Origin of the sequence: Leifsonia sp. 71-9, from assembly GCF_001898805.1 — a bacterium.
Lineage (GTDB): Bacteria > Actinomycetota > Actinomycetes > Actinomycetales > Microbacteriaceae > Leifsonia.
The window spans coordinates 1-11,849 of sequence record NZ_MKVJ01000006.1; the positions used below are offsets into that span (position 1 = coordinate 1).

Genomic DNA, 11,849 nt, shown 5'->3' on the forward strand with positions numbered 1-11,849 from the left:
ACCAGTGCGGGACGACCGCCCAGCCCGGCGCGTATGCCATGCGGCGGTGGAGCTGCGCCCGTCGCCGCTCCCCCGCGAGCTTGCGACGGACCGACCACTTGCGCGACAGGTTGGGGCCGGCGAGCCCGTCGCCGCCCACCGCCACGCGGGCCTGGGCGACCAAGGTCACCCGGTAGCCGGCGAGGCGTGCCCGTGTGCAGAAGTCGAGGCCGTCATCGATGGTCGGGAGGGCCGGGTCGAACCCGTCGAGGGCCTCCCAGACGGGCTGGCGCACGAGCATGCCCGCAGACGACACGGCGAGCACGTCGCTCAGTCCGTCATGCTGGGCCTGGTCGAGCTCGTTCTCGACCAGCGGCAGCGAGGCGCCGAACGGGGTCATCGCCTCGCCGAACTCACGGATGAACGCGGCGTCCTCGGCGTCGACCAGCTTCGGGCCGACGACCGCGACGGAGGGCGAGACTTCGAGAGCGCCGAGCAGAGCCTGGAGGGCCTCCGGCTCCGGGGCGGTGTCCTGGGCGAGCAGCCAGAGCAGCTCGTCGGACGAGGAAGTGGGCGGCAGGACGCGCACAGCGGTCGAGACCGCCGAGCCGAAGGGGAGCTTCTCCCCGCTGCGGAGGAGGTGGGTGGGACGGGCGTCCGCGAGCAGGCGCGCGGCGTCGTCCGTGCTCGCGCAGTCGACGGCGATCACGGCGTCCGGCTGGCGGGTCTGCGCCGCGATCGCGTCGAGAGTGCGCTGCAGGCGGGGGCCGCCGCTGTGGGCGACGACGATGGCGGTGACTCTCGGATACATCGGAGTCAGCCTAAGTTGGGGTCACGCCGATCCCGGTAGTGCGTCGGGCGCGGCGTGGATTCGACGTGGCTTCAGCCGGCGCGCTTGCGGAGCTTGCGGCGCTCGCGCTCGGACAGGCCGCCCCAGATCCCGAACCGCTCGTCGTTGGCGAGGGCGTACTCGAGGCACTGGGAGCGCACCTCGCACGAGGTGCAGATGCGCTTGGCGTCGCGGGTCGATCCGCCCTTCTCGGGGAAGAACGCCTCCGGGTCCGTCTGGGCGCAGAGCGCGTCGGTCTGCCACGCGAGCGGATTGTCTTCGGTCTCGTCGACATTCGACCGGACGCCCGGAACTCCGAGCCGGACCGGATCGATGAACCAGTCGTCGGGTACCCCAGAACGATATTCAGGAACTGTCATATCGGTCTCCCCACCCCATCAACTACTGGGACACGCAAAAGACGTGTCCCAATAATTACACCGTTGTCATTCGCGTCCGTCAAGTCGCGAATCGTAAAGCCTTAAGCCGTGGTCGAGACTTCACGACGCGCCGACGGTCGACAACAATCGCGACACGCCCGAACGTTCTACCCCCGGGAAGGCGGTTTCAGGACGCCGCTTGGCGCGCTTCCCAGGCGCTGCGGACCATCTGGTCGAGGGTGTGGCGCATCTTCCAGTCGAGATCGCGCGCGGCGAGCTCTCCGGACGCAACGATCCTCGCCGGATCGCCCGGGCGTCGAGGCCCCACTTCTGGGGTGAAGGCGATCCCCGTGACGTCGGCCACCGTCGACATGATCTCGCCGACGCTCACGCCGTCGCCGCTGCCGAGGTTGTAGACCGGCTCGATCGACTCCCCCGCGTCCAGCCGCTTGGCGGCCGCCACGTGCGAGACGGCCAGATCGGCGACGTGGATGTAGTCGCGCACGCAGGTGCCGTCGGGCGTCGGGTAGTCGGTGCCGTTGATCCGCGGCGTGCGTCCGTCGACGAGCGCGTCGAAGACGAGCGGGAAGAGGTTGTGCGGGCTGGTGTCGCGCAGCGACGGGTCGCCCGAGCCGACCACGTTGAAGTAGCGGAGCGCGGTGTGGCGCAGTCCGGCCGCGACGCCCTGGTCGCGGAGCAGCCACTCGCCGATGAGCTTGGACTCGCCGTAGGGCGACTCGGGGCTCTTGGGCGTCGTCTCGGTGACGATGTCGACGTCCGGCGTGCCGTACACGGCGGCCGAGGACGAGAAGACGATCGCGTCGACGTCGGCCTCCTGCATCGCCGCGAGCAGCACGGCGGTCGCCGTCACGTTCTGCTCGTAGGTGTGCAGCGGCCGCTGCACCGAGACGCCGGCGTACTTGTAGCCGGCGACGTGGACGACGCCGCTGATCTCGTTCTCGGAGAAGACCTGCTCGAGGAGCGCCCCGTCGAGGATGGTCCCGCGGTAGAACGGGACGCCGGCTGGGACGAAGTCCTCATGGCCGCTGGAGAGGTCGTCCACCACCACGACGTCGATGTCCTCGTCGCGGAACGCCCGCACCACGTGCGAGCCGATGTAGCCTGCTCCTCCGGTCACCAACCACGCCACGGGGGTCCTCCTGCTCTGCTCGCCGATCGAGTGCAGGAGAACCCTATCGCGGGCGGATCAGACGAACGCCGCCTCACCGGTGATGGCGCGGCCCACGATGAGCGTGTTCATCTCGCGCGTGCCTTCGTAGGAGTAGAGCGCCTCCGCGTCGGCGAAGAAGCGGGCGACGTCGTACTCGATCACGATGCCGTTGCCGCCCAGGATCTCGCGGCACCACGCGACGGTCTCCCGCATGCGTGCGGTCGCGAACGCCTTGGCGAGCGCCGAGTGCTCGTCGCGCTGCTGGTCGTCGTCGAGCATCTGCGAGACGCGCGTGCACAGCGCGATGGAGGCGGTGATGTTGCCGATCGACTTCACCAGGAGGTCCTGGATGAGCTGGTGCTTCGCGATCGGCTTGCCGAACTGGACGCGCTCCTGCGAATACTTCAAGGCGGCCTCGTATGCACCGATCGCGACGCCGACGGCGGCCCACGCGACCTCGGCCCGGGTCAGGCGCAGCACGGCGGCCGTGTCACGGAAGCTGTTGGCGTTCTGCAGGCGCAAAGACTCGGGGACGACCACGTTCTCGAGGGTGATGTCGGCGTTCTGCACCATGCGCAACGACTGCTTGCCCTCGATCTTCGTCGCCGTGTAGCCCGGGGTGGAGGTCGGGACGATGAAGCCCTTGACCTGGCCGTCCTCGGCGCTCTTGGCCCAGATGATCGTGATGTCGCTGAAGGTCGCGTTGCCGATCCAGCGCTTCGAACCGTTGAGGATCCAGTTGTCGCCGTCGCGGGTGGCGACGGTGCGCAGCCCCTGGGCGGAGTCGGAGCCGGAGGTCGGCTCGGTCAGCCCGAAGGCGCCGATGACCTCGCCGGTCGCGAGCTTCGGCAGCCACTCGGCGCGCTGCTCGTCCGATCCGCAGACGCCGACGGCGCCGAGCGCCAGGCCGTTCTGCACGCCGACGTAGGTGCTGACCGACGCGTCGACGCGCGCCAGCTCGAGCGCCACCCAGCCGCGGAACACGGCCGAGTTCTCGAACGCCGCGGTCTCCGGGAAGCCGAGGCCGACCGTCCCGGTGCCGTGCAGCACCTCCACGATCTGGTGCGGGAACTCCGCGCGCTCCCAGTACTCGTTGACGATGGGCTTGATCTTCGTCTCGAGCTCCGAGCGGAGGTTCGTGAGGAACTCCTTCTCGCGCTCACCGAGGAGGTCCTCGAAGCCGTAGAAGTCGCTCGCGAGTGTCTCGAAGGCCATGTCTGCTCCAGTGCGTCCAGGGGATCTGCGGGCCGCCGCGCGGCCAGCGCCAGCCTAGGGACGGTCGGCGCGCCGCACAAAGCCATTGGTAGTTTGATCTAACCGGATCGAAGGGAACACGACGGATGTTTGTGCGCATCGGCAACACGCCGCGGGACTACGCCTGGGGATCGCGCACCGCGATCGCCGGACTGCTGGGCACCACCCCGAGCGGTGAGCCGGAGGCCGAGCTCTGGCTCGGCGCCCACGCCGGCTCCCCGGCGCGCATCCTCGACCCCGGGCAGACCGCGGGGGCCGCCGACCTCGCCGCGTGGCCGGAGACGGCCCACCTGCCGTACCTGCTCAAGGTGCTCGCGGCGGCCGGGCCGCTGTCGCTGCAGGCGCATCCGTCGTCCGAGCAGGCCAGGGCGGGTTTCGAGCGCGAGAACGCGCTCGGGCTCGCCGCCGACTCCCCCGAGCGCAACTACAAGGATCCGTTCCACAAGCCCGAGCTGATCTTCGCCCTCTCCGACCCCTTCGAGGCCCTCTGCGGCTTCCGCGACCCCTCCGTCAGCCGCTCGGTGCTGGACGAGCTCGCGACCGCCTCGGGCGATCAGCGGATCTCCGCGTTCGCGGAGACCCTCGACGGGGAACCCGGCGACGTCCTCCGCCGGGCCACCGAGTGGCTGCTCGGCGGGGAGCCCGCGGTGGCGGAGCTGGTGGAGGCGGTGGTCGCCGCAGCGCAGGATCGCGACGACCGCGATGCCGACACGGTGCGGATGCTGTCCGCGGCCTTCCCCGGCGACCCGGGGATCGTCCTCGCGCTGCTCCTCAACCGGGCGACGCTGCGGCCGGGCGAGGTGCTCTACCTGCCCGCCGGCAACATCCACGCCTACCTGGACGGCCTCGGGATCGAGCTCATGGCCGCCTCCGACAACGTGCTCCGCGGAGGACTGACGCCCAAGCGGATCGATGTCCCCGAGCTGGTGCGCGTGCTCGACTTCTCGCCGATCGTCGCGACCCCGCTGGCGCCGGAGCGCCCGGCGGCGGGCGTGGAGGTCTTCCGGCCCGACGTCCCCGACTTCGCCCTCGACCACGTGGTCGTCGGCGGCGACGTCGCCTCGGCTCCGGTGGAGCTGCCCGGCACCGCGATCGCCCTGTGCACGGCCGGCGCGGTGGAGCTGAACGGAGCCTCCGGCTCGCTCCGGCTCGCCAGGGGCGAGGCCGCCGTGGTGACCGCCGACGAGGGGACGATCACCGTCTCGGGCGACGGCACGCTCTTCGTCGCGACCCCCAACCGGTGAACGCGCGCTCCCGCGTCGGCTATCCTGCCCGGATGACCACCGCTTCCCCGCCGCTCGACGCGCGCGTCCGCGCCGCGCGGGCGACCACGGGGACGGCCGCCTCCGTCTTCGCCTCGCTGCTGCTCTTCACGCTGTTCGCCGGCGACTTCTGGCGCAACCTGATCAGCTGGCCCGGCTACTTCGTTCTCGCCGCCCTGCTCGCCGCCGGCAGCGTGGTGTTCCTTATCCGGCTCCGGCCGGCGTTCCGCTGGCGCAAGGTGCCCAAGACGCTCGTGCTCTTCCTGCTGCTCGCGGTGGTCTCGATCGCCTGGTCGGCGTATCCCGGCGCGAGCGCCCTGGGCGTGCTCGCCCAGCTCGCGACGACCGGCGGCGCGGTGTTCCTCGCGCTCTGCCTCAGCTGGCAGGGGCTGGTCGCCGCGCTGAGCAACGCGTTCAAGTGGGTGCTCGGGCTGTCGCTGGTCTTCGAGCTGGTGGTCGCGATCGTCGTGCGGCACCCCGTCCTGCCGCTCACGCCGATCCAGCCGGTGCCCGCGGGGAAGCTGCCGTCGGCGTTCTATTGGAGCCGCGACCTGCTCTTCCACGGCGGCCCCATCCAGGGCATCCTGGGCAACAGCAACCTCCTCGCGATGGTCGCGCTGCTCGCCCTGATCGTCTTCGGCATCCAGCTGGCGGACCGCGCTCCCCGGCGGGGAGTGGTGATCGCGTGGCTCGTCGTCGCCGCGCTCACGCTCGCGCTCACCCGGTCGTCGACCGTGATCGTCGCGACGCTGGTCACCGCCGTCGTCCTCGGCTTCGCCCTCTGGACGCGCCGCGCGGGCCCCGATCGGCGCAGACCCGTCTATCTGACGGCCGCCGTCACGGTCGTCGCGGTCGTCGTGCTCGTCTCCGTCTTCGCCTCGCGCCTCCCGGCCCTCCTCGGCAAGAGCGAGGACCTGACCGGCCGCCTCGACATCTGGAACAAGGTGATCGGCCTCGCGCAGGAGCGCCCGGTGTTCGGATGGGGCTGGGTGAGCTACTGGGCGCCCTGGGTCTCGCCGTTCCACGACCTCGCCGAGCGCAACGGCGTCGTCTACCTGCAGGCCCACAATGCGTGGCTGGACGTCTGGCTCCAGGTCGGCATCGTCGGGCTGGTGATCTTCGCCCTGCTGATCGTCAGCACGCTGTGGCGCTCGTGGTTCTTCGCCGTCGACCGGCCGCGCGTCGACGTGGCCGACCGGCTCCCCTACACGGCGTACGCCCTGCTCCCGCTGCTCCTCCTGGCCGCCCTGCTCGCCCAGTCGCTCGCCGAGAGCCGCATCCTGATCGAGGCGGGATGGACGCTCCTCGTCGTGCTCGCGGTGAAGACGAAACAAGCCGCACCGTAGGATTCCAGGTATGGCCGAACCGCGCAGCCCACGGGTCCCCGCCGCGGTGACCGAGTTCCTGGGTTCGGCGCGCTTCAACTCCGCCCTCGCCCTGCTGGCGGTCGGCGTCGCCTTCTCGACCCACTCCATCCGCGCGCTGATCGGCTGGCCGGGTCTCATCGGAGCGCTGGCCGTGCTCGCGGTGCTCGCCGCGCTCTCCTTCGCGGCCCAGTGGCGCCTGATCGAATGGCACGGCCTGCTCCCGGTGTCGGCCCTGCTCTTCGTCGGCTGGTGCGCGCTCTCGCTGCTCTGGAGCCAGTACCAGTGGGCGACCCTGGCCGGGGTCATCTACCAGCTGCTCTTCGCGTTCGTCGCGGTCTACATCGCGCTCGTGCGGGACGCCATCCAGATCGTCCGGGTGGTCGGCGACGCCCTGCGCTTCCTGCTGACGGTCTCGCTGGCGCTCGAGGTGCTGAGCGGACTGCTGCTCGACCTCCCGATCACCTTCCTCGGCATCCAGGGCAACATCGCCTCGGGCGGTCCGATCCAGGGACTCTTCGGCACGCGCAACCAGCTGAGCATCGTCGCGCTGATCGCCTTCGTCACGTTCCTCGTCGAGCTGCGGACCCGATCGGTGCGGCCGCCGCGGGCCGCGTACTCGATCACGCTGGCGGTGCTCTGTATCCTGCTCGCCCACTCCCCCGTCATCGCCGCGGTCTCGCTCGTCGTCGGACTCGCGACGCTCGCGCTGTACCTGATGCGCAAGGTCCCGGTGCACCAGAGGACCTTCGTGCAGTGGGGGCTCGCGATCCTCACGGTCGCGGCCCTGGTGATCGCGTACGTCTACCGCACCCGCGTCATCGACCTCCTCAACGCCCGCGCGGACTTCCAGGTGCGCTACCAGCTCTGGATCCAGATCTGGCAGCTGATCCCGGTGCAGCAGAGCGTGGGCTGGGGCTGGGCGGGGGCCTGGCCCACCGACCTATACCCGTTCACCGCCATCCAGGCCGCGACCGGCGTGTACCACTCCGACGGCCTGAACGCCTACCTCGACGTGTACCTGCAGGTCGGCATCATCGGCCTCCTGCTGTTCGTCGCGCTCATCGGGCTCGCGTTCGTGCGGTCGTGGCTCCTGGCCTCCAACCGGCGCAGCGTCGTCTACGCCTGGGCGCCGCTGGTGCTGGTCTCGCTGCTGGTGACGAGCGTCTTCGAGAGCTCGATCCTCGTCGAGGCCGGATGGATGCTGCTGATCGTCTGCACGGTCAAGGCGTCGCAGGGGATGAGCTGGCGGTTGCGGCTGCCGAGGCGCACCCCTACCGACGTCTGAACGCGCTCCGGTGCACGCGCAGACCGCGCACGAGACCGCTCCAGAACGAGAAGCCGAACGGCGCGACGTAGACGAGGTAGGACAGCACGGCACGACCGGGCGCGGCGCGGAACGACGCGGCGACGGCGGGCGCGACCAGGCCGAGCACGACGAGCGCCGGGATGAGCCAGGCGAGCCAGGAGACGCCGAACACCAGGGCGAGGACGAAGACGACCACGGCGACGGGAGGAGCGACGACGAGGCCGACGAGCGCGATGTTGCGCACGGCGCCGGTGCCCGCGTAGCTGTCGACGAAGAGCGTCCCGCGGTCGTACGCGTGGTGCAGGAAGCCGGGGACGGTGACGCGCGGCCGGTAGAGCGCCCGGAAGCCGGGGTCGAGGCGCAGCGTGCGGCGCTCGACGACGTAGCGCAGCAGCTTCGTGTCGTCGGAGACGAGGGCGGCGTTGTCCTCCGGCCAGATCGCCAGGCAGGCCTCGACGAAGAGGTCCTTGTCGATCACGAGGCAGCCGGTGCCCTTCGGCACGCGGTCGAAGTTCTCCGGCGTGATCTCCGTCACCGCGGGGTGCGCCAGGTAGCCTCCCCAGAACAGGTGCGTCGGGACCTCCCAGAACCGGCCGACGAGCGGGGCGGCCGGATCGGTCGGCACGTGCCCGTTCCAGGCCTGGTCCGCGGGGAGCTGCGGGTCGAGCTCCTCGAGGTGGCGGAAGGCGTCCGCGTCGAGGAGCAGGCGGGAGTCGAACAGGAAGAGCCGTCGCGAGCGGGCCGCCTGCGCCCCTTCCCAGCGGGCGCGGAAGCGGCCCTGGTTCTCCTGCGTCACGACGCGGACCGGCACGGGCGCGGTCGCAGCGATCTCCGCGAGCACGGCGGGGGTGTCGTCCGTCGAACCGTCGTCGACGACCACGATCTCCGCCGAGAGGGTGGAGCGCTCGAGGGCGGTGACGATGGAGCCGATCGTGCTCGGCAGCCACGGCGCCGAGTCGTACGAGGCGATGACGATGCTGATGCCGGGGACCGGATCGGTCTCGGAGCTCACGGGTTTCCCTCCAGGGCGACGGGACGGCGGCGCAGAGCGGCCAGGTGGACGATCAGCCCGATCGCCGGACCGGCCGCCAGGGCCAGGGCGGCCCGGGGCGCCAGCGGCAGCGGGACGAAGAGCAGGGCGAGCGTGATCAGGGACGCGGTCACCCAGCCCGCCGCGTACCACCCGTGACGACCACGGGCCAGCACGGCGGACCCCGTGACGCTCAGGGCGCCGATCAGGGCGGCCGAGCCCACGAGGGCGCTGAGCGAGCCCGCGTCGAGGTCGAACTCCGCGCCGAACACGAAGCGCATCACCGGCACGCCGAAGAGGAGGGCGCACAGGCAGAGCACCGCCGCGAAGGCGGCGAGGCCGCCGATGATGAGCACCAGTGTGCGCCCGACCCGCTCGGGATGGTGCGAGAAGCGGTTGACGAGGAAGCTGGAGAGCGCCGTGAGCGGGACGAGGATCGGCGCCCTGGTGAGCGTGACCGCGAGCACGAGCGAACCGAGTCCGGCGTGCGCGGCCGACGTCGTGAAGAAGGAGAGCACGAGCGGGAACCCGTTGATGAGCACCGCCGTCGCCGACGCGGCGAGCATGGTGCGCCCGGTGTTCGCCGCGAGCGCGCCCATCCCGTCGGCGACCCGGGCGCGGCTCAGGATCGCGCGCGGCGCCGAGGCGAGCACCGCCGCGAGCGCGAGCGGGAACGGGAGGATCACCGCGATCGCGAGCGCGACGATGGAGCCGCCGGAGGCGAGCACGGCCAGCACGAGGACCACCCGGAGCACCCCGTCCAGCGCGACGATCGCGGCCAGCTGTCGCCAGAGTCCCGCGCCGGCCATCACACCGGAGGCGGCGGCGACGAGGCAGTTGAACCCGGCGCCGATCGCGACGAACCAGGCCAGCCCCGCGTCGTCCGCTCCGAGGCTCGCGGGGGCCCACAGCGGCGAGGTCGCGATCACCACGACCACGACGACCACCGCGAGCACGAGCGAGAACACGATGAGCGAGGTCCCGCGGCGGCGCCCGTCGACGACGGCGCGGACGCTCTCCGCGTCGGTCTGCGCGACCGCACGGGTGGCCTCCTGCTGCACGCCGAAGAGGACGCCGACGACCAGGAAGAGCGCCGACCAGAACACCGAGAAGATCCCGTACCCGGCCGCACCGGCCTCGACGAAGACCCGCCACGTCACGATGTACCCGGCGAGGCCGGCGACGACGGTCGCACCGAGCAGGAGCGGGACGGCGCTGCGGGAGGTGCCGTCCTCCGCAGGGGTGCCGTCGTCGCCGGGCAGCGGCTCGTTCAGCGGCTCGTAGCTGGTGATGACATGACTCCCGGGACTCGGCGGCGGCGGATCACCAGCCTAGACGGACGGCTCGGCATCCTCGGCCGGCGCGGTGCGGTTCGCGCGCAGGAGCCGCCAGTGGATCGCGTACAGCGACACGAACACGAACAGTCCCACGAGCCCGTTGCCCGTGAGCCACGCGGTGATGTCCGGCAGCGTGAACCGGGAGACCAGGAACTGCGCCGCCGTCGCGAGCACGAACACGACGAGTCCGGCCTTCGACGCCGCCGCCGTGATGCGGACCAGGATCCCCTGCGCCAGCGCCCACGGGAGCCACGCGATCGAGAAGCCGACGACGATCTGGGCGGTCTGGACGTAGTGGGAGCCGAACAGGAGGCCGACGATCCACGGCCCGGCCACCGAGACGAGGCCGAACATCACGAGGCCCGTCAGGAGCGTGACCGAGAGGATGACGGTGACGCCCAGGTTGGTGAGCGCCGCGTTGCCGCGGCTGCGCACGAACCGCGGCAAAAGGTACAGCGAGAACGTGGCGGGGACGATCAGTGTCGTCTTGATCAGCACCGCGGCGGCGGCGTAGGCTCCGGCGACCTCGCCGGGGACGGACGCCCGCACGAACACCACGTCGGCGTTCGTCAGCCACGCGAAGCCGATCGTGAGGAGGAGCACCACGGTGCTGCTGACGGTGAACGCCCGCGTGTGCGGCGGGGTCGCCTCGCGGCGCGCCTGCCAGCCGGCACCGACCGCTCCGGCGAGCGCGGTCAGCACGAGGATGGCCAGGATCGCGAGCGTGTCGGCCCCGAGCAGCACGGCCACGAGCGCGAGCAGCGCCTGCGCGACCTGCGCGCCGGTCGACCACCACACCACGGCGCGCGAGTCGCCCGCGCCCTGCAGCCGGCCTTGCGCCCGGGCGAACAGGAAGTTGGGGATCATCGCCGCGGCCGTGAGCAGCACGATCGCGACCCCGGTCGTCCCCGGCGCGGCCAGGGTCGAGGAGAGGAGGAAGACGCCGATCGTGCCGATGCCGCCGAGCACCAGGGCCTCGATCAGCGATCCGTCGAGACGGCGGGAGCCGGCCTCCCGCAGGACGGGCGGCGCGCTGAGCGACTCCGCCGTGGTCACCGCGACGGAGTTGCGGAGCGCGGAGCTGCCGATCGCGGCCACGTTGATGAGCGCCAGAGCGGCCGCCAGCAGGCTGTAGGCCGCCGGGCCGAGGCCGCGGATCGTGATGATCTGGAAGGCCGTGGTCGCCAGGATGCCGAGACCGCTGACGAACGCGATCTCGATGAGGGCCTTCCCGTGCCGGGCGACGAGTCCCGGCTCGCGCCGCGGGGCGGCGGCCGGTTCCCCGCTAATCGGCGTATCCCCTGCTGATCAGATCGGCGACGATGATGTCGGACGGCGAGTACTCCGGCCGGTCGAGCGCGTGGCGCATCGATTCGTAGTCGGTGAGGAAGGAGCGGAGCCGGCCGAGGTCCCATTCCGAGAGCACGATGTTGCGGCCGATCCCCTCGCCCTGCTCCGTGGTCTTGCGGTGGATGAGCGTCGGGAGGCCGAGCAGCGCGCTCTCCGCCTGGATGCCGCCGGAGTCGGTGACGACGAACGAGGCCCGCTTGAGCAGCTCGACGAAGGCGTCGTGGCTGAGCTTCGGGATGATCGTGATGCGGTCGCCGCCGGACTTGGCCAGGGACTTCTCGAGCGTCTCCCTGTTGTAGACGTCGACGATCAGCCGCAGCGGGACCGGGCTCTGCTGCAGCGCCGCGATCGTGTCGTCGACCAGCTGCGGGTTGGAGATGAACTCGAAGCGGTGGAGCAGCGCGACGCCGAACGCCTCGTCCTCGTCGCCCGCCTGCTCGCCGTGGTCCAGGACGGCGTCGAGCGCCGTGTTGCCGTAGGTGAAGACGACGTTGTCGCGCTTGTGGAGGTTGTGCGTGGCCTCTTCGGAGGGCGTGTAGTGCACGGTCGCCATGGTGCCGACGATCCGGCGGTCCAGCTCCTCC

11 protein-coding genes are annotated in these 11,849 nt (G+C 71.1%); 3 read left to right on the forward strand and 8 right to left on the reverse strand.

Features of this window, described 5'->3' with window-relative positions; genetic code table 11:
* From BGO91_RS04185 to BGO91_RS04200, 4 genes are all read right to left on the reverse strand, one after another.
* Positions 1 to 790 (reverse strand): glycosyltransferase family 2 protein (locus tag BGO91_RS04185; RefSeq protein ID WP_290471618.1); only part of this gene is annotated, 790 nt, incomplete at its 3' end.
* Positions 791 to 861: 71 nt separating this feature from the next.
* Positions 862 to 1,188 carry a WhiB family transcriptional regulator gene (locus tag BGO91_RS04190; protein WP_290471619.1) on the reverse strand — a complete coding sequence of 109 codons (327 nt, stop codon included), beginning with the start codon at positions 1,186 to 1,188 and terminating at the stop codon, positions 862 to 864.
* A gap of 187 nt (positions 1,189 to 1,375) precedes the next feature.
* Entirely contained in the window at positions 1,376 to 2,338 is a 963-nt protein-coding gene (gene galE, locus BGO91_RS04195) for a UDP-glucose 4-epimerase GalE (RefSeq protein ID WP_290471620.1), read from the reverse strand.
* Between the two features lie 57 nt (positions 2,339 to 2,395).
* Positions 2,396 to 3,574 (reverse strand): acyl-CoA dehydrogenase family protein, encoded by a 1,179-nt coding sequence (locus BGO91_RS04200; RefSeq protein ID WP_290471621.1) that lies wholly within the window; start codon positions 3,572 to 3,574, stop codon positions 2,396 to 2,398.
* 125 nt (positions 3,575 to 3,699) lie between these two features.
* On the opposite strand from BGO91_RS04200, the gene manA reads away from it, so the two are divergent.
* From manA to BGO91_RS04215, 3 genes are read left to right on the forward strand one after another with little or no spacing between them, the layout of a single operon-like run.
* Positions 3,700 to 4,857 (forward strand): mannose-6-phosphate isomerase, class I, encoded by a 1,158-nt coding sequence (gene manA / locus BGO91_RS04205; RefSeq protein WP_290471622.1) that lies wholly within the window; start codon positions 3,700 to 3,702, stop codon positions 4,855 to 4,857.
* A 32-nt stretch (positions 4,858 to 4,889) separates the two neighbouring features.
* On the forward strand, positions 4,890 to 6,221 hold the full coding sequence (locus BGO91_RS04210) for an O-antigen ligase (protein ID WP_290471623.1): 1,332 nt from the start codon (positions 4,890 to 4,892) through the stop codon (positions 6,219 to 6,221).
* A gap of 10 nt (positions 6,222 to 6,231) precedes the next feature.
* The gene (locus BGO91_RS04215) at positions 6,232 to 7,527 is read left to right on the forward strand and encodes an exopolysaccharide production protein (RefSeq protein WP_290471624.1); all 1,296 of its coding nucleotides are present in this window, start codon (positions 6,232 to 6,234) and stop codon (positions 7,525 to 7,527) included.
* Here the strand turns inward: BGO91_RS04215 and BGO91_RS04220 are convergent.
* The 4 genes from BGO91_RS04220 to BGO91_RS04235 form a co-directional block, all read right to left on the reverse strand.
* The gene (locus BGO91_RS04220) at positions 7,514 to 8,560 is read right to left on the reverse strand and encodes a glycosyltransferase family A protein (RefSeq protein WP_290471625.1); all 1,047 of its coding nucleotides are present in this window, start codon (positions 8,558 to 8,560) and stop codon (positions 7,514 to 7,516) included. The two genes, BGO91_RS04215 and BGO91_RS04220, sit on opposite strands and share 14 nt — an antisense overlap.
* Positions 8,557 to 9,738, reverse strand: coding sequence for a hypothetical protein (locus BGO91_RS04225; RefSeq protein ID WP_290471626.1), 1,182 nt, complete (start codon positions 9,736 to 9,738; stop codon positions 8,557 to 8,559). Before BGO91_RS04225 ends, BGO91_RS04220 begins: the two co-directional genes overlap by 4 nt.
* A 171-nt stretch (positions 9,739 to 9,909) precedes the next feature.
* Entirely contained in the window at positions 9,910 to 11,013 is a 1,104-nt protein-coding gene (locus tag BGO91_RS04230; RefSeq protein WP_290471627.1) for a hypothetical protein, read from the reverse strand.
* A 187-nt stretch (positions 11,014 to 11,200) separates the two neighbouring features.
* A partial coding sequence (locus BGO91_RS04235; protein ID WP_290471628.1) for a UDP-N-acetylglucosamine 2-epimerase occupies positions 11,201 to 11,849 on the reverse strand: 649 nt, incomplete at its 5' end.

Coding starts and splice junctions, on each gene's coding strand:
- BGO91_RS04190 (WP_290471619.1), bottom strand. CDS start 1,188: ATGACAGTTCCTGAATATCGTTCTGGGGTACCCGACGACTGGTTCATC.
- BGO91_RS04200 (WP_290471621.1), bottom strand. CDS start 3,574: ATGGCCTTCGAGACACTCGCGAGCGACTTCTACGGCTTCGAGGACCTC.
- manA (WP_290471622.1), top strand. CDS start 3,700: ATGTTTGTGCGCATCGGCAACACGCCGCGGGACTACGCCTGGGGATCG.
- BGO91_RS04210 (WP_290471623.1), top strand. CDS start 4,890: ATGACCACCGCTTCCCCGCCGCTCGACGCGCGCGTCCGCGCCGCGCGG.
- BGO91_RS04215 (WP_290471624.1), top strand. CDS start 6,232: ATGGCCGAACCGCGCAGCCCACGGGTCCCCGCCGCGGTGACCGAGTTC.